The following is a 19,697-nucleotide window of genomic DNA, read 5'->3' as shown; positions in this document are numbered from 1 at the left end:
CCGCACGCAGGCGGGCAAGCGAAATTAATAAGCGCGCAGCGTGCGGAATACCGCCGCTACTTTGCTGGCATCTTTAATGCCGGGGGCAGACTCTACGCCGGAGTTGAAGTCGAGTCCGGCACAACCCAGCTGCGCGGCTTCGACGCAGTTATCTGCGCTCAAGCCACCTGCCAGCAACACGTTGCTCAGTTCCTGACCTTGCAGCAGTGACCAATCAAAACGTTGGCCGGTGCCGCCCTGGCCGTTATCAAAAACATAACGATCAACATGCGGCCAATCGCGGGCTGGAAGGTTGCTGCTGATGCTCAGCGCCTTCCAAATTTTTACCTCTTCAGGCAAGGCGCTGCGCAGCTCTGCGACGAAGGCTTGATCTTCATCACCATGTAACTGCACCGCGGAAAGTTTCAGCGCTGCTGCTTGCGTGACAATGTCACTAAGAGAGTTGTTACGGAACACGCCAACATATTTCAGCGGGGCGGCGGCAATCACGCTTTGTGCTTGTTCAGTCGATACTTTACGGGGTGAGCCATCGGCGAAAATCACTCCGCCATAAATCGCGCCTGCTTCGTAAGCCACACGCGCATCTTCAGCACGAGTCAAGCCACAAACCTTGTTATCGCCCAACAGTACACGACGCACGCTAGCGCTGAGATCGGCTTCTTCCATCAACGCAGAACCAATCAGGAAACCGTTAGCGAAATGGCTTAACTCACGCACTTGTGCGTAATTATGAATACCGGATTCGCTGATCACCGTGACGCCATGTCCCAGACGTGGTGCCAGTTGGCGCGTACGGTTCAGGTCGATTGACAAGTCGCGAAGGTCGCGATTGTTGATGCCGACCACTTTGGCTTCCAAAGCAATCGCGCGCTCGAGTTCTTCTTCATTACTCACTTCGGTCAGCACGCCCATTTTCAGGCTGTGTGCTACGGCGGCGAGTTGGCGATATTGTTCATCGTCCAGCACAGACAGCATCAGTAAGATGGCATCTGCCTGATAGTGACGCGCCAGGTAAATCTGGTAAGGATCGATGATAAAGTCTTTGCACAGCACCGGCTGAGTAATCGCCGCGCTGACAATCGGCAGAAACGCAAAATCACCCTGGAAATATTTCTCGTCGGTCAACACCGACACCGCTGAAGCGTGGTGGCGATATACGCCCGCGATGGTGGCAGGATCGAAATCTTCGCGGATCAGCCCTTTAGAAGGTGAAGCCTTTTTACATTCCAGGATGAACACGGTGCGGGAGCCGCGCAGCGCATCATAAAAGTGGCGTGCTGCAGGCTGCAACTCGTTTTGAAAGGTCGCCAGCGGCTGCTGTGCTTTGCGCGCTTCAACCCAAACCGCTTTGTCTTGTACGATTTTTTCTAAAACAGTGCCCTTAATACTCATCTCATCCTCTCGCTGCCAGAGCGACAACACGCTCATAAGCCTGACCGCTGCGAATGGCAGCAATGGCGCGCTGTGCGTTGTCGCGCAAATCTTCATTTCCGAATACTTTCAGCAACATTGCGACATTCACCGCAACGGCCTGCTCATGGGCGGGCTGGCCTTTACCCTGGAGTAAACGGGTCAAAATGTCACGGTTTTCTTCCGGCGTACCGCCGGCTAACGCTTCTTTATCGTGGAAGCCAAAACCGAAATCTTCTGGGGTCAATTGGTAGCCGGTAATTTCACCGTCACGCAGTTCAGCCACTTGCGTTGGACTGTGCAGCGCCACTTCATCCATCCCGCCGCCATGCACCACAGCCGCACGCTGATAACCCAGCACTTTCAGCGTTTGCGCAATCGGTAACACCAGTTCTGGACTGTAAACGCCAATCACTGCTAAAGGAGGGCGCGCCGGATTAATCAACGGGCCAAGCACGTTAAAAAGTGTGCGCGTTTTCAACTGCTGGCGTACTGGCATCGCGTGACGGAATCCGCTGTGATATTGCGGTGCAAACAGGAAGCAGACGTTGAGATCGTCCAGTGCCTTGCGCGCATGTTCTGCCGGCATATCCAGATTGATACCGAATGCCGCCAGCAGATCGGAAGAACCGGATTTGCTGGAAACGCTACGGTTGCCATGTTTGGCGACTTTCAAGCCGCAGGTTGCTGCCACAAACGCGCTGGCAGTCGAGATATTAATGCTGTTGCTGCCATCGCCGCCGGTACCCACAATATCGGCAAACGTATAATCAGGACGCGGGAACGGTTTAGCATCTTCCAGCAGCGCCGAAGCGGCACCGGCGATCTCTTCCGGGCGCTCGCCGCGTACTTTCATGGCAATCAGCGCGGCGGCTAACTGCGTTGGCTCTAACTGGCCGGTAATAATCGCGCTAAACAGCTGGTGGCTTTCGCTCTGGCTCAGCGTTTGCGATTGATAAAGTTTTTCCAAAATAGCTTGCATCATAATCTCCCTATTATTTCGCCAAAGCCCAGGCCAACGTCTGCTCTAACAAGCGCGCGCCTTGGGTGGTGAGAATCGATTCGGGGTGGAACTGGAAGCCACAAACGCGGTCGGCATCGTGGCGCACTGCCATCACCATACCGTTGTAGCTGGCGTTAACCGTTAATTCGGCTGGCGTATTGCTACCGACTAATGAGTGATAGCGCGCTACTGGCAGCGGGTTGCTGAGTCCAGCAAACATGCCTTCGCCATCGTGGGTAATAGAAGAGGCTTTGCCGTGCAGGATTTCACCGGCTTGACCAACATGGCCGCCGTAAGCTTCCACAATCGCCTGATGTCCGAGGCAAATACCGATAATCGGCAGACGTCCGCGCAAGGTTTGCAATAATACCGGCATGCAACCGGCATCTTTCGGCGCGCCTGGACCTGGAGACAGCATCAGAATCGGATTTTCCATCTGTTGCAGGCGTTCAATCAGTACGTCCGCTGGCACATTGTTGCGGTAAATCACCACGTTGTGGCCAAAGGTACGCAGCTGATCAACGAGGTTGTAAGTAAAGGAGTCGATGTTATCGAGCAGCAGGATATCGGCCATCAGAAAATCTCCTTGCAATGATGGGCTGTTGCGATGGCACGTAAAACCGCGCGCGCTTTGTTGCGGCTTTCGTCCGCTTCTGCCTGAGGTTGGGAATCCAGTACCACACCGGCACCGGCTTGTACGGTGGCTACACCGTCTTCAACATAGGCGGAACGGATCACAATGCAGGTGTCCAGGTCGCCGCTGGCGGTGAAGTAGCCGACGGCACCGCCGTAGCTGCCGCGACGAGTGCCTTCTTTCTCGGCAATCAGTTGCATGGCGCGGACTTTTGGCGCGCCGCTCAATGTGCCCATGTTCATGCAGGCGCGATAGGCGTGCAGCACATCAAGATCTTCACGCAGCGAACCAACCACGCGTGAAACCAGATGCATGACGAACGAGTAACGATCGACTTTGGTCAGATCGGCAACGTAGCGGCTGCCAGGAACACAGATGCGCGCCAAATCGTTACGCGCCAAATCCACTAACATCAAATGTTCGGCCATCTCTTTATGATCGGTACGCATTTCCAGTTCGATGCGGCTGTCGAGATCGCGATCCAGCGATCCATCTGCATGACGTCCACGCGGACGGGTGCCAGCAATCGGGTAGATCTCAATCTGGCGCGAGGTAGCATCATATTTCAGTGAGCTTTCTGGCGAAGCACCAAACAGCGCAAATTCCTGATCCTGCATGAAGAACATATAAGGACTTGGATTGCTATGCTTCAGCGTGTCGTAAGCGGCCAGTGGAGAAGGGCACGGCAGCGAGAAACGGCGTGATGGCACTACCTGGAAGATTTCACCGACGCGAATCGCTTCCTGCATCTCACGCACTACGTTGCAATACTCCTCATCGCTTTGGCTGGTGCTCAGCGTCATATGTTCAACGCGCTGCACGGGTAAGGCTGGTGCAGCTTGCGCCATTTGACCGCGCAACTGTTCAATGCGGCCTTGCAGGCGCTGGAACTCGCTGGTGGACGGCGTGAACAAGCTGGCTTGCAGGCGTGCGCTGCGTTGCTGATGGTCGATCACCAGTAACGTTTCAGCCAGATAGAAGCAGTAATCCGGGCAACGCTGTTCGTTACGCAGCTGCGGTAAATCTTCGAAACCGGCGACCAAATCGTAGGCGAACAGACCACCGAGCAGCATCGCTTCGCGTTCTTCTTCTGGGCTATTGACCAGCTGTGGAATCAGGCGCAGCGCATCAAACACAGACAGCGCTTTCAAGCGTGAATCTTCATCCTGTAAATCGTGTGTTGGGGTGAAATGCAACTCACGACCATCGGGACGCACTTCAATGCGCACATCAGTTGGCAGCGCTTCATCCAATAATGGCAACAAAGCGCGGCCATTTTCGGAGAGTGCGTTGATGGTGACAACGTTGCCTAGCGCGCTGATGCGCAGTGCGCTATCCACGATTAACAGGCTTTTGAGGTTTTTTTTGCTATCGATATCGGCGGATTCGAGCAGCAAGGTTGCTGGACGTGCGCCGCAAATTTGATGAAACACTGCGGCCGGATCTTCGCGGTAGGGCGCGGTACCGGTAATCAACTTCAATGTAGGTTTCGCATTAGCCATTATAAATTCTCTGAATTTCGCTCAAAAAAAAAGCCCGCTCGGTGGCGGGCTTAGGTATCTGCACAGCGGTTACGCAAATTGTGCACGACGACGTCGCCCGTTCAAGGGATCATCGCGCCACCAACCATTTAAATGCGTACCCAAAATAGCCATGATTAAATACCCGTTACGTGTGAACTTGTGTACTAGTTAACTGGTTCGGGCGAAAAAAGTCAATACCCTTTTTCAGCCAGGGACAAAATCGTTATCATGCCTGCCGGTTTATGCAGTTGCTGGAGTTATCTTGTCGGACATTGCTCGTTTTCCCCTTTACGATTTACACAGTCATACGTTGGCTTCTGACGGTTTGTTGACGCCAACCGCGTTGGTGCAGCGCGCGGTAGAAATGAAAGTTGGCGTGCTGGCCATTACCGATCACGACACGGTTGCGGGTGTGGCAGAAGCGCAGGCCGCCGTGGTCGCGCAGGATTTGCCGATTCACGTGCTGGCGGGTTTAGAAGCGTCAACGCTGTGGGAAAATCACGAAATCCATATTGTGGGGCTAAATGTGGATTGCCAGCATCCCAGCTTAATCGCGTTCCTCGCGCAGCAATATCAGTGTCGTCTTGATCGTGCACATCAGATTGCAGAGCGTCTGGAGCGAGCTCGCGTGCCGGATGCACTAGCGGGCGCGCAGCGTCTAGCGCAAGGCGGCATGATCACTCGCGGACATTTTGCACGTTATCTGGTGGAGATTGGCAAAGCCGATAATTTGGCGCAGGTATTCAAGAATTATCTGGCGCGGGGGAAAACCGGCTATGTGCCGCCGCAATGGTGTACAATTAAACAAGCCATTGATGCCATTCATCATTCTGGCGGCTATGCGGTATTAGCGCATCCGGGCCGTTATGGTTTGTCGGCGAAATGGCTCAAGCGACTGATTGCGCATTTTGCTGAAGCGGGCGGTGACGCGATGGAAGTGGCGCAGTGTCAACAAGCGCCCAACGAACGTACCCAATTGGCAACCTACGCACGTGATAACCAACTGGCGGGGTCGCAAGGATCTGATTTCCACCAACCTTGTCCGTGGATAGAGCTGGGACGCAAATTATGGCTGCCGGGCGGCGTTGAACCCATTTGGGAACGCTTTCCTGCGCTGGCACCCAGCGTTGCTGTTGCAGACAAGTGATATGAGGTTTTTATGAGTCAATATTTTCACATTCATCCTGAGAATCCGCAGCCGCGTTTAGTTAATCAAGCCGTTGATTATCTGAATAAAGGCAGCGTGATTGTTTATCCAACCGATTCCGGTTATGCGCTGGGCTGTCGATTGGAAGAGAAGAATGCCATGGAGCGCATCTGCCGCATCCGTCAATTAGATGGCAATCATAACTTCACTTTGATGTGCCGCGATTTGTCAGAACTCTCGACCTATGCGCAGGTGGATAACTCGGCATTTCGTATCCTGAAAAACAATACGCCGGGCAACTACACCTTCATTCTTAAAGCGACCAAGGAAGTGCCGCGTCGTTTGATGAATGACAAACGTAAAACTATTGGTTTGCGTGTGCCGTCCAATCCGGTGGCGCTGGCGATACTTGAGCGTCTGAATGAGCCGATGATGTCGACCTCATTGATGCTGCCGGGCAACGACTTTACCGAATCCGATCCGGAAGAAATTCAACACAGCATTGGCAAGCTGGTGGATCTGATCATCGATGGCGGCACGCTAGGTCAGCAGCCAACCACTGTGATCGATCTCACCAGCGATGCGCCATTAGTGGTGCGTGAAGGCGTGGGTGATACGCGTCCTTTCCAGTGATCAAACATGGTTAGGCGTTGCGTCTGGCGCCTGACCAATATTTGCTTCCAGCCATTTTTTGAAATCACCGTACGGAATATACAGCGAGACATCTTTTAAGATGATCTTCTTGCTGCGCACGTTTTCTATTTCATGGCTGTAACCGACAATCACACCACCAATAGTTTGGTCAGCATTATATACCGCGCCACCGGACATTCCCTGCACTACGCCAGCATTTGATGCCATCGCCATGCACGGTTTTTTATTCCATTTATTGGTGATTGCAGTACGCGCTAAATTAACGCCGCTGGATTCAACGGGCATAGCGGAAATAAAGCTGTAACCGTACATTTTAATGGGCTCGCCTACTGCGCCACTGCGGAATTTAGCCAAGGTTTCCGGGCTATTTTTGTGGTAGATAATGGCGACGTCGCAATAAGGGTGATAAGCCTTCACACGCTGCACTGCCGTTTTCGCAACGTGTGCCGCCGTCAGGCTATATTCAGGCGTAAGCGGAATGGTTGTGCCGAGGATACCTAAACCCAGCACCGTCGGGATGCCTGTCACGCTCATATCAACGTGTTGCATCGCAGTACGACTGTACTCAGTGTGGCCCACAGAACAACCGCTCAGTGCCAGCGCCGCAAGCGCAGGCCAAAGCAGAGTGGTTTTCATATTTAGTGATCTTCATTAAAGCATGTCAGTAAAATCCCTGGTGAAGACTTTCGACATGCGAATTAAATTCATTCCGTAAATGAATAAACGCATCATATCCCGTGCGCGCCGGTTTATATTATCAGTGAAATTGCACAGTGATCGTTAATGGCTTGTTATGAGAACGAATATAAATGGTAAATTAAAGCTATGTTATTATGGCGTCTCACTGGATTTCAGGCTTAAATTTTACACGGTTTTTTCATCAGAACAATTCATCATATTTAATATTAATCAAAAAATACAAAAATACAGACTTAATCCAACCTGTAGCGCCAATAAGCTATTAATTTAAATTTGTTGGCGTGATGAGGCTTATTTAACTCGGTTGATTGGAGTTTTATGCTGTTTTGTTGTTTATGTTTAGATTTAATGTTTGGGATTATCCTTAAGTTCAACCAGCTCTGCTGCCCGCAAAGTTGTGAGGTGCGCTAATGTGTTAGGGCGTTAAAGTGGGATGAGTTTGCAGGTGAATCGTGATGTCGGCAAACAATTTCAATTCAGTCACTTGGCAGATGAGTACGGCAAGCGTTTGTAGGCAAAACATCAGCAATATGAATGTTTAGGTTACCGGCCCTAAACGGTCGCTTTTCAGCAGGCCCTCTATTATCGGCAGTAAAGGAAAAGGTGTTAACAAAACTTGCATTAGTGTAAAATCGCGGGCCGTCTGTGATGGCATGAGCGATGCACAACGGTAACAGATTCTGATATGGGAGTTGGTAATCCCTGTATCGCGCCCCTTCATTACCACGACGCCTGGGAAGGCGACAATGAGGCTCCATGAGCGAAAAATTACAGAAAGTATTAGCGCGCGCCGGTCACGGTTCGCGTCGCGAAATCGAAACTATGATTTCGGCCGGACGTGTCAGCGTTGACGGCAAACTGGCGACGCTGGGCGATCGCGTTGAAAGTGACAAATCCCTGAAAATCCGTATTGATGGTCATCTGGTTTCGATCGCTGAATCAGCGACAGAAGTGTGTCGCGTATTGGCTTACTACAAACCAGAAGGCGAACTGTGCACCCGTAACGATCCGGAAGGGCGTCCAACGGTGTTTGACCGCTTGCCGCGCCTGCGTGGTTCACGCTGGATTGCCGTTGGCCGTTTGGATGTTAATACCTGCGGTTTGATGTTGTTCACCACCGATGGCGAGTTGGCAAATCGTTTAATGCACCCAAGCCGTGAAGTTGAACGCGAATATGCGGTTCGCGTGTTTGGTGAAGTGGACGACGATAAAATCCGTCAACTCAGCAAAGGCGTACAGTTGGAAGATGGCCCTGCGTCATTCAAAACCATCAAGTTTGCCGGTGGCGAAGGCATAAACCAGTGGTACAACGTCACCTTGACCGAAGGACGTAACCGCGAAGTGCGTCGTCTGTGGGAAGCAGTGGGCGTGCAGGTTAGCCGTTTAATGCGTGTGCGTTATGGTGATATTCAACTGCCAAAAGGTCTGCCACGCGGCGGCTGGATGGAGATGGAATTACCCGCAGTAAACTACCTGCGCACGTTGGTCAGCATGCCGGAAGAGACGGTAACGAAAGTCGCCGTCGAGAAAGATCGCCGTCGTACTAAAGCCAATCAAATCCGTCGTGCGGTTAAGCGTCATGGCGTGACCAGCAATAGCCCGCGTCGCAACAGCAGCAAACGCGGTTCGTGATGCCAATACTGACGCCGCACTTCGCGGCGTCAGCGTTCTACCAATCAATCCCTTGTTGAGCTTGAATGCCAGCATCAAACGCATGCTTAACCGGACGCATTTCCGTCACGGTATCCGCCATATCCAGTAAGGTTCGATGACAACCGCGACCGGTAATAATGACAGTTTGCTGCGCCGGTCGTTGCTGCAAAGCCTGCGCCAATTCAGCCAAATCCAGATAATCCATACTCACCATGTAAGTAATCTCATCCAGGATCACCAAATCGATACTGTTATCCGCCAGCATGCGCAGCGCTTGCTGCCACACTATTTGGCAAGCGGCGGTATCGGTTTCGCGGTTTTGTGTATCCCACGTAAATCCGGTGGACATCACCTGAAATTCAACGCCGTGTTGTTCCAGTAAATTGCGTTCGCCGTTCGGCCATTCGCCTTTAATGAACTGTACAGCCGCGACTTTTTTGCCGTGTCCGCAAGCGCGGAGCGCAGTGCCAAAAGCAGCAGTCGTTTTGCCTTTGCCGTTGCCGGTGAACACCAGCAAAATGCCCCGCGTTTCGGTAGCGGCGGCGATGCGCGCATCGACCTGTTCTTTCAGGCGCTGTTGTCGTTGTTGATGACGATCGCTCATGCTGTCGCCGGTCCCGCTTTACGACCCGGTTGGGCATCAAAGCTGGTGCCAGTTTTGCGGCGGCTATCATCACCCATTAAATAAAGGTAGAGCGGCATCAAATCAGCGGGCGTTTTGAGCAAATTCGCATCTTCTTCCGGGAAGGCGCTGGCGCGCATTTTGGTGCGTGTGCCGCCTGGATTAATGCAGTTCACACGCAGATGGCGATTTTTATATTCATCGGCTAACACCTGCATCATGCCTTCAGTGGCAAACTTCGATACCGCATAGGCACCCCAGCCTGCACGTCCGGTGCGGCCAACGCTGGAGGTGGTAAAGACCAGCGAACCCGCGTCAGATTTCAGCAGCAGCGGCAGCAATGCCTGAGTTAAATAGAAAGTGGCATCGAGGTTAATCTGCATCACATCACGCCAGATTTGAGGATCGAGCTCTTCCAGCGGCACGATTTCACCGAGAATGCCGGCGTTATGTAATACGCCATCCAGACGCGGCACCAACGCGACAACCTGATCCGCCAGCTGTTGGCAACTTTCCGGCGTGGCTTCGGCCAGATCCAACAGCAGCGAAGAGGCCGGTTGTTTATTCAATTGATTAATGGCGTGCTCGGTTTGTTGCAATGTGGTGGCGTTACGGCCGAGTAAAATAACGCGGGCGCCATAGCGCGCATAGGTCAATGCGGCTTCACGGCCAATGCCGTCTGAAGCGCCAGTGACAAGAATGATGCGATTTTCCAGTAGATCGCTTTTCGGTTGATAATGCACAGCGATGTCCTTTGCGTGGGTCAGAAGGTTTTGGGCTTTATGCCTTAAATCGCCGCCAGGTGCAATCATCCGGCCTCGCATTCTGTGCCGCTTGCGGGCATTTCAGGCGACGACAGCGGACAAAGCAGGTAAACTTAGGCCGGTTGTAATTCACTGTTTAATAAGGCGGCAGAATGGATTTTTTCTCCAGTTACGGATTATTTCTCGCGAAAGCCGTTACCGTGGTGGTGGCGATCGCAGCGATTGTATTGATTGTGCTCAACGCCGCGATGCGCAAACGTCATAGCGGTGGCCAGCTGCGCTTAACGCATCTTGATGATGATTATCGTGAGATGAAGGAAGATTTGCAGCTCGCCAAGATGAAGCCGCAGGCGCAAAAGGTCTGGCTCAAACAGCATAAAAAAGAAGAGAAACAAAAAGCCAAAATCGATAAACGCAATGCCAAAGCGGGCGTGAGCGAAGCGGTTAAACCGACGCTGTATGTGCTGGAATTTAAGGGCAGTATGGATGCCAGTGAAGTGACTTCATTGCGCGAAGAGATTTCCGCAGTGCTGGCGGTGGCGGTGCCGGGTGATGAAGTGCTGCTACGACTGGAAAGTCCGGGTGGCGTGGTGCACGGTTACGGTCTGGCCGCGTCACAATTGCAACGCCTGCGCGATGCGGGTCTGCAATTGACCGCGGTAGTCGATAAAGTGGCAGCCAGCGGCGGTTACATGATGGCCTGCGTGGCGGATCGCATCGTTGCTGCGCCGTTTTCTATTATTGGTTCGATCGGCGTGGTCGCGCAGATTCCTAACTTCAACCGCTTGCTGAAGCGTAACGATATTGATGTTGAGCTGCACACGGCGGGTCAATACAAACGCACATTGACGCTGTTTGGCGAAAACACTGATGAAGGTCGTGAGAAGTTTCAGGAAGATCTCAACGAAACACATCAGCTTTTCAAAGATTTTGTTCAGCAGATGCGTCCGTCGCTTGATCTGAGCAAAGTGGCGACTGGTGAGCATTGGTATGGACGTCAGGCGTTGGATTTAGGTTTGATTGACGAGATCGGCACCAGTGATGCGTTAATCATCAAGCATATGGATCGCTTTACCGTGCTCGGCGTCCATTACGCACGTAAACGTAAAATGATGGATCGCTTTACTAACAGCGCCAGTGTGGCGGCTGAGCGGCTGATTCTGAAAATGTGGCAACGCGGCGAGAAGCCGCTGTTGTAACCGAGCCCGGCAATTGCCGGGCTTTTTTATGCCAGATGATATTGAGCGGAGAGTTCAACCGCGAGGTGTTTAAACACGTTAAACACGGTAGTGGTTTTGCTGGTCGGTAAACCTTGATCATCGAGGAAATAGGGACCACGAAACACCAAAACCTCACCTTGCTGAATCACATCATTCGCTTCTAATCCGACAAAATAATCGTCGTGTTGCGTGATTATCTGATTGGCTATTTCCAGTAACGCCTGGCGTGAAATAGATTCCTTTGACAATGACATTTTTCACCTCTTTTTTGACAGCCATTTTTCTCCTTCTATATTACTTGCCAGTAAGCGCGTTCAGCAAATCAGCATTGCGTCATAAAACTGGCGCAAAATTAGGCAGAATGCTAATTAAGTTGCGTAACGGATTTTATCAGGTAGAGTGTGGGCGATTCAGCTTTCAGGGAGATCACACCCGGATGTGTGATACTGTCAGATGGAAAACTCGCTCCTAATCATAAAGTTGCAGAAGTCGACGCAATCTGACCTGAGATTATCCCTGCTGCCTTGAAATGCGAAATGCCGGCAGCAATATTAAACCCATTGGGTTTTGGGACCTCCAATTCTCTCCCGTTTATCAGGACGTTTCATTTAGGTAAAGGTACATATGGGTAAAGCACTCGTAATCGTTGAGTCCCCGGCAAAGGCCAAAACAATCAATAAATACCTCGGTAATGATTACGTGGTGAAATCCAGCGTCGGTCATATCCGTGATTTGCCGACCAGCGGTTCAACTGCCCGTAAAAGTGCCGAAGGGGAAAAGCCGAAAACTGGCAAAAAGGTTAAGAAAGATGAGAAAGCCGCATTAGTCAGCCGCATGGGTGTGGATCCCTGGCATGGCTGGGAAGCGGATTATCAAATTCTGCCGGGCAAAGAAAAAGTTGTCGCTGAGCTGAAAAACCTCGCTGCCGATGCTGACCACATCTATCTCGCAACCGACCTTGACCGCGAAGGGGAAGCCATTGCCTGGCACCTGCGGGAAGTGATCGGCGGTGATGACAAACGCTTTAGCCGCGTGGTGTTTAACGAAATCACCAAGAATGCGATTCGTCAGGCGTTTGAAAAGCCGGGCGAGCTAAATATCGAACGTGTTAATGCGCAGCAAGCGCGTCGCTTCATGGACCGCGTGGTCGGTTACATGGTTTCTCCGCTGCTGTGGAAGAAAATTGCCCGTGGTCTGTCTGCCGGACGTGTTCAGTCGGTGGCGGTGCGTTTAGTGGTTGAGCGCGAACACGAAATCAAAGCTTTCGTGCCCGAAGAGTATTGGGAAATCGATGCCGATTTCGCGACGCCGAAGGGCGCTGACTTAGCGATGCAAGTCACGCATCAGAATGATAAAGCGTTCCGCCCGGTTAACGGTGAGCAAACTCACGCGGCGGTCGCCATTCTGCAGAAAGCTCGCTATGAAGTGCTGGATCGTGAAGACAAACCGACCAGCAGCAAGCCTTCCGCACCGTTTATTACCTCAACCTTGCAACAGGCAGCAAGCACACGTCTTGGTTTCGGTGTTAAGAAAACCATGATGATGGCGCAGCGTCTGTATGAAGCCGGTCACATCACTTATATGCGTACCGACTCCACCAACCTGAGCCAGGATGCTGTGGCGATGGCGCGTGGTTATGTTGAGAGCAGCTTTGGCAAAAAATATCTGCCAGACGCACCAAACACGTATGCCAGCAAAGAAAACTCACAGGAAGCGCACGAAGCGATTCGTCCTTCTGATGTGAATGTGGTGGCTGAGCAATTAAAGGATATGGAAGCGGATGCGCAGAAGCTGTATCAGCTGATTTGGCGCCAGTTTGTGGCTTGCCAAATGGTGCCAGCACAATACGATTCCACCACGCTGACCGTTGGCGCAGCTGAATTCAAACTTAAAGCCAAAGGCCGTACGCTTCGTTTTGATGGTTGGACGCGTGTGATGCCTGCACTGCGTAAAAATGATGAAGATCTGACGCTGCCGCCGGTAGATGTTGGTGATGTTCTCGACTTGAAAGAGTTGATGCCAAGCCAGCACTTCACCAAGCCGCCAGCGCGTTTCAGCGAAGCGTCGTTGGTGCGTGAACTTGAAAAACGCGGTATTGGTCGTCCATCAACCTACGCGTCGATTATTTCTACCATTCAGGATCGTGGTTATGTGCGTGTCGAAAACCGCCGTTTCTACGCTGAGAAAATGGGTGAAATCGTTACCGATCGTCTGGAATCGAATTTCCGTGAGCTGATGAACTATGACTTCACCGCGCGCATGGAAAATAGCCTCGATCAGGTAGCGAATAACGAAGCCGAATGGAAAGCGGTGCTCGACTCCTTCTTCAGTGATTTCAGTCAGCAGTTAGACCACGCTGAGAAAGATCCGGAAGAGGGCGGCATGCAGCCGAATCAGATGGTGCTAACCTCGATCGATTGCCCAACCTGTAGTCGTCCGATGGGTATTCGTACCGCCAGCACCGGCGTATTCCTCGGTTGTTCTGGTTACGCGTTGCCGCCAAAAGAGCGTTGCAAGCAGACCATCAACCTGATTCCGGAAAACGAAGTGCTGAACGTATTGGAAGGCGATGATGCTGAGACCAATGCGTTGCGTGCGCGTCGTCGTTGCCAGAAGTGTGGCACTGCGATGGATAGTTATCTGATCGATAATCAGCGCAAGCTGCACGTTTGTGGTAACAACCCAGAGTGCGACGGCTACGAAATCGAGCAGGGCGAATTCCGTATCAAAGGCTATGACGGCCCAATCGTTGAATGCGAGAAGTGTGGTTCTGAAATGCACCTGAAAATGGGACGTTTCGGCAAGTACATGGCGTGTACCAATGACGAGTGCAAAAATACCCGTAAAATTTTGCGTAATGGCGATGTTGCGCCGCCGAAAGAAGATCCGGTGCCGCTGCCAGAATTGCCATGTGAAAAATCAGATGCTTACTTTGTGTTGCGTGACGGCGCGGCTGGCGTGTTCCTTGCAGCGAATACCTTCCCGAAATCGCGTGAAACGCGCGCTCCGCTGGTGGAAGAGTTGCAACGCTTTGCCGATCGTCTGCCAGAGAAGTTGAAATATTTGTCGGAAGCGCCGGCTCAAGACCCGGAAGGGAATAAAACCATGGTGCGCTTCAGCCGTAAGACCAAACAGCAATATGTGTCTTCGGAAAAAGATGGCAAAGCTACTGGCTGGTCGATGTTCTACATTGACGGCAAATGGCAGGAAGCGAAGAAGTAATTCCCAAAGGCCAGCGTCTGCTGGCCTTTCTCCTTTCCTTATAGCTAATCGTTCTACATTCTTCCCTTAACTGATATAGTAGTTATAGATTCTTTTCGTTTCGCTCACTTGCTTTCCCTCATTTGCCGCAATCAAGGCGGAAACACGCCTGCTGGGAATGCACCTCTGACGCTACCAGGAAGATATAACTATGAAATTGCAGCAGTTGCGTTACATCGTTGAAGTGGTCAATCACAACCTTAATGTTTCTTCCACTGCGGAAGGTTTATATACCTCGCAGCCTGGCATCAGTAAGCAGGTGCGTATGTTGGAAGACGAGCTCGGCGTGCAAATCTTTGCCCGCAGCGGTAAACATCTCACGCAAGTGACGCCAGCAGGCGAAGAGATCATCCGTATTGCGCGTGAAGTGTTATCAAAAGTGGATGCAATTAAATCTGTTGCTGGTGAACACACCTGGCCAGATAAAGGTTCGCTGTATGTCGCCACCACGCACACACAAGCGCGCTACGCGCTGCCAGGTGTGATTAAAGGTTTTATCGAACGTTATCCGCGAGTTTCATTGCATATGCATCAAGGCTCGCCGACGCAAATCGCTGAGGCGGTTTCGAAAGGCAATGCGGATTTCGCGATTGCGACCGAAGCGCTGCATCTTTATGACGATCTTATCATGCTGCCGTGCTACCACTGGAATCGTGCGATTGTGGTTACGCCAGACCATCCGTTGGCGGGCAAATCGAATGTGACGATTGAAGAGCTGGCAGATTTTCCCTTAGTGACATACACCTTCGGTTTCACCGGGCGCTCTGAGCTTGATACCGCATTTAACCGCGCAGGATTAACGCCGCGCATCGTATTTACCGCCACGGATGCCGATGTCATCAAGACTTATGTGCGTCTAGGATTAGGCGTAGGCGTGATTGCCAGCATGGCGGTGGATCCAATCGCTGACCCTGATTTAGTGCGGATTGAAGCATCAGAGATCTTTACGAATAGTACGACCAAGATTGGCTTTAGGCGCAGCACCTTCTTACGTAGCTATATGTATGATTTTATTCAACGTTTCGCGCCCCATCTCACACGTGATGTGGTGGATGCGGCGGTCGCATTGCGCTCCAATGAAGACATTGAAGCGATGTTCCGTGATATCAAATTACCCTTCAAATAATTTCCTAACTCATTATTTTGCCAAGGTGTCCAGTGGGCACCTCTGGAATCTCATAGCGCTTAGCGCCACGCGTATCTCAAAAAATTTCATTATTTTTGTGTAAATGAAACATGGGTCACATGTTTTTTCATTGTTAGTTCTTAAATGCGAATCAGTACACAATTTTTACGATGTGACTTTGCAGCTCGCCAGGAATATTCCCATACTCCAGTTAAGAGTTGATGGAGAAAGCCTTTTTAACTGGGTTAAAAAATTAAACTCAAATTTAGATTGGATCTAATTTGTGATTAACCCAAATTTACAATGTAACTATTTAATTAATAGTTATCATGGCAATTAAATTTATCTCATCAATTTCTGGCGTTTTGATAAATAGCGTTAATCGTTGTGCTCAATAAAAATAACTGGATTTTCGGACTTAACAAGTTTAGGATTCGTCCTAAATCTTAATCGTTGTCATCAATCGTTTTATTGAGAGTGATTATCAAAAACTATGAACACGAGAATAACTGTACAGCCGGATTTCCGGACTAAAAGCACCAAAGTTGAGCGTACTGGCAACACCCGTCGCAAAGCTTGGTTGACCGTCTTCGCTGCTTCAGCACTGTTCTGGGTAGTGGTGGCATTAATGATTTGGCGTATGTGGGGTTAAGCCATGTGGGCAAATACACTCAGCCGTAAACATCCGGTTTCAGCGCGTCAGTCGCAAACGCCTGCGTGCAAACCGAAAGACGTTGCGGTGACTGAACAACAAGTCACAATTCCTACTTCGTGGGAACTGAGTGAGAATCAACGCAACTTTATCGAATCATTCATGGATCCGAAGTCGAAATAACGCAGCCTGCGTTCTGTTTCTATATATAGCTATTTTAAGTCCCTCATTTTACCGGATTATCCGGTGGGCAAGTTAAAAGCCCGTCCTTTAACACTCAGCATTAAAAAAACGGTGTCATCAGTACAACGCTGACGACGGTGGAATTTTTTTGCCCGGCATCCGGGAGGGAGTGAATCATGAACATCAATACCACCACTTTATCTTGGTTTAGCGTATATACCTTTTCGCTGGCTTTTTGGGCTGCGGCATTTTGGGCAATGATGTAAAGCTATAACGCAAATTCACCTTATTTATATTGATGCCCTGACAAATGTCGGGGCATTTTTCATTGTATTTTAATGTGTCATTTCGTGTTGTTATCAAAACGTTAACGAAAATGTGGTCTATCTTTAGTTAAACCTTGCAGTCACTGAGGTTTAAAAGAGATCACCTTACATGGAGGCGCTATGTCGTTAACGTTACGCGAGCAGAGTCAGGACACGCTGGATGTTCGGGCAAAAAAATATCATTACTACAGCCTGCCGAAAGCAGCCCAGCAACTGGGCAATATTGATCGCTTGCCGAAATCAATGAAAGTCCTGCTTGAGAACCTATTGCGCTGGCAAGATGGTGATTCTGTCACGCTTGAAGATATTGAGGCGCTGGTGGCGTGGCAGAAAGATGCGCATGCAGATCGTGAAATCGCCTATCGCCCAGCGCGTGTATTAATGCAGGATTTTACCGGTGTGCCGGCAGTGGTAGATTTAGCCGCGATGCGCGAAGCGGTAAAACGTTTAGGCGGCAATGTCGCCAAAGTTAACCCGTTATCACCCGTCGACTTGGTTATTGACCATTCAGTTACCGTCGATCGTTTTGGCGATGAGCAGGCATTTGATGAAAACGTGCGTCTAGAAATGGAACGCAACCACGAACGTTATGTTTTCTTGCGTTGGGGGCAGAAAGCCTTTAACCGCTTCCGCGTGGTGCCGCCCGGCACCGGCATTTGTCATCAGGTCAATCTTGAATATTTGGGTAAATCGGTTTGGCACGAAACCCAAAATGGCGATGAGTTTGCCTACCCCGATACGTTAGTCGGCACCGATTCGCACACCACCATGATTAATGCGCTGGGCGTATTAGGTTGGGGCGTTGGCGGCATTGAAGCGGAAGCGGCGATGTTGGGCCAGCCGGTTTCGATGCTGATCCCTGATGTGGTTGGATTTAAACTCACCGGTAAACTGCGCCCCGGCATCACAGCCACCGATTTAGTGTTAACGGTGACGCAGATGCTACGCAAACACGGTGTGGTCGGTAAGTTCGTTGAGTTCTATGGCGATGGCTTGGCCGATTTGCCGCTCGCCGACCGCGCGACCATTGCCAACATGGCCCCAGAATACGGCGCGACTTGCGGCTTCTTCCCGATTGATGAAGTCACGCTGAGCTATATGACGTTGACCGGCCGTGAAGCCGAACAAGTTGAACTGGTAGAGGCCTACGCCAAACAACAGGGCATGTGGCGCAATGCCGGTGACGAACCGGTGTTCACCAGTTCACTAGCGCTGGATATGGGTGATGTAGAATCCAGCCTTGCCGGGCCAAAACGTCCGCAAGATCGCGTCTCATTGCATAATGTGCCAACCGCCTTCAATGCCAGCAACGAGTTGGAAGTGAACCAGGCGCAGAAACCGCATAAAACTGTCAGTTATCGCGACAGCCAAACCGGCGACACCTATCAACTTGATGATGGTGCGGTAGTGATCTCTGCAATTACCTCTTGTACCAACACCTCGAATCCCAGCGTATTGATGGCCGCGGGCTTGCTGGCGAAGAAAGCGGTCGAACGTGGCTTGCAGCGCAAACCTTGGGTGAAAGCCTCGTTGGCGCCCGGCTCAAAAGTAGTTTCCGATTATCTGGCCGTTGCGCAATTAACGCCGTATTTGGATGAGTTAGGCTTCAACCTGGTGGGCTACGGTTGCACAACGTGCATTGGTAACTCCGGCCCATTGCCGGACGAAATCGAAAGCGCGATCAAAGAAGGCGACCTCACGGTAGCCGCTGTGCTTTCTGGCAACCGTAATTTTGAAGGCCGTATTCATCCGTTGATTAAAACCAACTGGTTAGCCTCGCCGCCGTTGGTGGTTGCTTATGCTTTATCCGGCAACATGAAGATCAACTTGCAGAGTGAGCCGATCGGACAGGATCGCCAAGGCAAAGATGTGTTCCTGAAAGATATCTGGCCATCGCCGGAAGAAATCGCCGAAGCGGTGCAAAAAGTCACCAGCGATATGTTCCATAAGGAATATGCTGAAGTCTTTGACGGCACGCCGGAATGGCAACAAATCAAGGTCAGTGAAGCCGCAACCTACGATTGGGATGGTGATTCCACCTACATTCGCCTGTCGCCGTTCTTCGATGATATGGAAAAAGCCCCTAAGCCAGTGCAAGACATCAAAGGCGCGCGCATTCTGGCCATGTTGGGCGATTCCGTCACTACTGACCACATTTCTCCCGCGGGCAGCATCAAAGCTGAAAGTCCAGCAGGACGCTATTTGCTGTCGCACGGCGTTGAGCGTACCGATTTCAACTCATACGGTTCACGTCGTGGTAATCATGAAGTGATGATGCGCGGCACCTTCGCTAACATTCGCATTCGCAATGAAATGGTGCCGGGCGTGGAGGGCGGTTACACCAAACACTTCCCAAGCAACGAGCAGTTAGCGATTTACGATGCGGCGATGAAGTATCAGCAAGATGGCGTGCCACTGGCAGTGATTGCCGGTAAAGAGTACGGATCGGGTTCGAGTCGTGATTGGGCGGCCAAAGGCCCAAGACTGCAAGGCGTACGGGTGGTGATCTCCGAATCCTTCGAGCGTATTCACCGTTCGAATCTGATTGGCATGGGGATCTTACCGCTTGAATTCCCGGCTGGCGTCACGCGTAAAACGCTGCAACTGACCGGTGAAGAGACTATTGATGTGGCGAATTTGTCACAGCTCAAACCGGGCTGCACCGTTCCTGTGACGCTGACTCGCGCAGATGGCAGTAAAGAGACGTTGGAAACGCGTTGCCGTATCGATACCGGTAACGAACTGACGTACTATCAGAACGACGGTATTTTGCATTATGTGATACGCAACATGCTGAACTAAAATAAAAAGCCGGGATTT

At 51.1% G+C, this 19,697-nt stretch carries 15 protein-coding genes, 1 pseudogene and 1 other annotated feature; of the genes and pseudogenes, 9 read left to right on the top strand and 7 right to left on the bottom strand.

What is annotated here, in order from left to right; genetic code table 11:
• Positions 1–24: 24 nt before the first annotated feature.
• The 3 genes and pseudogenes from trpCF to ACPUC7_RS00700 all read right to left on the bottom strand — a co-directional run bounded on the left by trpCF (position 25) and on the right by ACPUC7_RS00700 (position 4,549).
• The gene (gene trpCF / locus ACPUC7_RS00710) at positions 25–1,392 is read right to left on the bottom strand and encodes a bifunctional indole-3-glycerol-phosphate synthase TrpC/phosphoribosylanthranilate isomerase TrpF (protein ID WP_494921398.1); all 1,368 of its coding nucleotides are present in this window, start codon (positions 1,390–1,392) and stop codon (positions 25–27) included.
• A gap of 1 nt (position 1,393) precedes the next feature.
• A pseudogene (trpD, locus tag ACPUC7_RS00705) lies at positions 1,394–2,987 on the bottom strand (bifunctional anthranilate synthase glutamate amidotransferase component TrpG/anthranilate phosphoribosyltransferase TrpD).
• Positions 2,987–4,549 (bottom strand): anthranilate synthase component 1, encoded by a 1,563-nt coding sequence (locus ACPUC7_RS00700; RefSeq protein WP_494921397.1) that lies wholly within the window; start codon positions 4,547–4,549, stop codon positions 2,987–2,989. Before ACPUC7_RS00700 ends, trpD begins: the two are co-directional and overlap by 1 nt.
• A gap of 24 nt (positions 4,550–4,573) precedes the next feature.
• Positions 4,574–4,678, bottom strand: a sequence feature (Trp leader region).
• A 154-nt stretch (positions 4,679–4,832) separates the two neighbouring features.
• On the opposite strand from ACPUC7_RS00700, the gene rnm reads away from it, so the two are divergent.
• Together rnm and ACPUC7_RS00690 are read left to right on the top strand one after the other, a co-directional pair.
• Positions 4,833–5,717, top strand: coding sequence for an RNase RNM (gene rnm, locus ACPUC7_RS00695; protein WP_494921396.1), 885 nt, complete (start codon positions 4,833–4,835; stop codon positions 5,715–5,717).
• A 12-nt stretch (positions 5,718–5,729) separates the two neighbouring features.
• Positions 5,730–6,350 (top strand): L-threonylcarbamoyladenylate synthase, encoded by a 621-nt coding sequence (locus ACPUC7_RS00690; RefSeq protein ID WP_343553540.1) that lies wholly within the window; start codon positions 5,730–5,732, stop codon positions 6,348–6,350.
• On the opposite strand, the gene ACPUC7_RS00685 is transcribed toward ACPUC7_RS00690, so the two are convergent.
• The gene (locus ACPUC7_RS00685; protein WP_494921395.1) at positions 6,351–7,007 is read right to left on the bottom strand and encodes a serine protease; all 657 of its coding nucleotides are present in this window, start codon (positions 7,005–7,007) and stop codon (positions 6,351–6,353) included.
• 819 nt (positions 7,008–7,826) lie between these two features.
• On the opposite strand from ACPUC7_RS00685, the gene rluB reads away from it, so the two are divergent.
• Positions 7,827–8,702 (top strand): 23S rRNA pseudouridine(2605) synthase RluB, encoded by an 876-nt coding sequence (gene rluB / locus ACPUC7_RS00680; RefSeq protein ID WP_343553542.1) that lies wholly within the window; start codon positions 7,827–7,829, stop codon positions 8,700–8,702.
• Between the two features lie 37 nt (positions 8,703–8,739).
• Here rluB and cobO read toward each other — a convergent pair whose 3' ends face one another.
• A complete protein-coding gene (cobO, locus tag ACPUC7_RS00675) occupies positions 8,740–9,327 on the bottom strand; it encodes a cob(I)yrinic acid a,c-diamide adenosyltransferase (RefSeq protein ID WP_494921394.1) in 588 nt (195 codons plus the stop codon).
• Positions 9,324–10,088, bottom strand: a complete 765-nt coding sequence (locus tag ACPUC7_RS00670) for a YciK family oxidoreductase (RefSeq protein WP_494921393.1) — start codon at positions 10,086–10,088, stop codon at positions 9,324–9,326. The genes cobO and ACPUC7_RS00670 overlap by 4 nt, the downstream gene beginning before the upstream one ends.
• A 173-nt stretch (positions 10,089–10,261) precedes the next feature.
• Between ACPUC7_RS00670 and sohB the strand changes: the two genes are divergently transcribed.
• Positions 10,262–11,308, top strand: coding sequence for a protease SohB (sohB, locus tag ACPUC7_RS00665; RefSeq protein WP_343553545.1), 1,047 nt, complete (start codon positions 10,262–10,264; stop codon positions 11,306–11,308).
• Between the two features lie 26 nt (positions 11,309–11,334).
• Here the strand turns inward: sohB and ACPUC7_RS00660 are convergent, their stop codons facing one another.
• Positions 11,335–11,583 carry a DUF2498 family protein gene (locus tag ACPUC7_RS00660; RefSeq protein ID WP_494921392.1) on the bottom strand — a complete coding sequence of 83 codons (249 nt, stop codon included), beginning with the start codon at positions 11,581–11,583 and terminating at the stop codon, positions 11,335–11,337.
• Between the two features lie 370 nt (positions 11,584–11,953).
• Between ACPUC7_RS00660 and topA the strand changes: the two genes are divergently transcribed.
• The 5 genes from topA to acnA all read left to right on the top strand — a co-directional run bounded on the left by topA (position 11,954) and on the right by acnA (position 19,679).
• A complete protein-coding gene (topA, locus tag ACPUC7_RS00655; protein WP_494921391.1) occupies positions 11,954–14,551 on the top strand; it encodes a type I DNA topoisomerase in 2,598 nt (865 codons plus the stop codon).
• 190 nt (positions 14,552–14,741) lie between these two features.
• The gene (gene cysB, locus ACPUC7_RS00650; RefSeq protein ID WP_007892425.1) at positions 14,742–15,716 is read left to right on the top strand and encodes an HTH-type transcriptional regulator CysB; all 975 of its coding nucleotides are present in this window, start codon (positions 14,742–14,744) and stop codon (positions 15,714–15,716) included.
• Positions 15,717–16,209: 493 nt separating this feature from the next.
• Positions 16,210–16,368, top strand: a complete 159-nt coding sequence (locus ACPUC7_RS00645) for a YmiA family putative membrane protein (protein ID WP_343553548.1) — start codon at positions 16,210–16,212, stop codon at positions 16,366–16,368.
• A gap of 3 nt (positions 16,369–16,371) precedes the next feature.
• Positions 16,372–16,551, top strand: coding sequence for a YciX family protein (locus tag ACPUC7_RS00640; protein ID WP_343553549.1), 180 nt, complete (start codon positions 16,372–16,374; stop codon positions 16,549–16,551).
• A gap of 446 nt (positions 16,552–16,997) precedes the next feature.
• Complete coding sequence (acnA, locus tag ACPUC7_RS00635; RefSeq protein ID WP_494921390.1) at positions 16,998–19,679, top strand: aconitate hydratase AcnA; 2,682 nt, start codon at positions 16,998–17,000, stop codon at positions 19,677–19,679.
• The last annotated feature ends 18 nt before the right edge of the window (positions 19,680–19,697 follow it).

Source organism: Pantoea sp. CFCC18179 (assembly GCF_059412405.1).
This window is presented reverse-complemented; position numbering and strand designations above follow the sequence as displayed.

Bases quoted from the DNA above. Each gene is read 5' to 3' on its own strand.
- trpCF (WP_494921398.1), bottom strand. From the start codon at position 1,392: ATGAGTATTAAGGGCACTGTTTTAGAAAAAATCGTACAAGACAAAGCG.
- ACPUC7_RS00700 (WP_494921397.1), bottom strand. From the start codon at position 4,549: ATGGCTAATGCGAAACCTACATTGAAGTTGATTACCGGTACCGCGCCC.
- ACPUC7_RS00690 (WP_343553540.1), top strand. From the start codon at position 5,730: ATGAGTCAATATTTTCACATTCATCCTGAGAATCCGCAGCCGCGTTTA.
- ACPUC7_RS00685 (WP_494921395.1), bottom strand. From the start codon at position 7,007: ATGAAAACCACTCTGCTTTGGCCTGCGCTTGCGGCGCTGGCACTGAGC.
- rluB (WP_343553542.1), top strand. From the start codon at position 7,827: ATGAGCGAAAAATTACAGAAAGTATTAGCGCGCGCCGGTCACGGTTCG.
- cobO (WP_494921394.1), bottom strand. From the start codon at position 9,327: ATGAGCGATCGTCATCAACAACGACAACAGCGCCTGAAAGAACAGGTC.
- sohB (WP_343553545.1), top strand. From the start codon at position 10,262: ATGGATTTTTTCTCCAGTTACGGATTATTTCTCGCGAAAGCCGTTACC.
- ACPUC7_RS00660 (WP_494921392.1), bottom strand. From the start codon at position 11,583: ATGTCATTGTCAAAGGAATCTATTTCACGCCAGGCGTTACTGGAAATA.
- topA (WP_494921391.1), top strand. From the start codon at position 11,954: ATGGGTAAAGCACTCGTAATCGTTGAGTCCCCGGCAAAGGCCAAAACA.
- cysB (WP_007892425.1), top strand. From the start codon at position 14,742: ATGAAATTGCAGCAGTTGCGTTACATCGTTGAAGTGGTCAATCACAAC.
- ACPUC7_RS00645 (WP_343553548.1), top strand. From the start codon at position 16,210: ATGAACACGAGAATAACTGTACAGCCGGATTTCCGGACTAAAAGCACC.
- ACPUC7_RS00640 (WP_343553549.1), top strand. From the start codon at position 16,372: ATGTGGGCAAATACACTCAGCCGTAAACATCCGGTTTCAGCGCGTCAG.
- acnA (WP_494921390.1), top strand. From the start codon at position 16,998: ATGTCGTTAACGTTACGCGAGCAGAGTCAGGACACGCTGGATGTTCGG.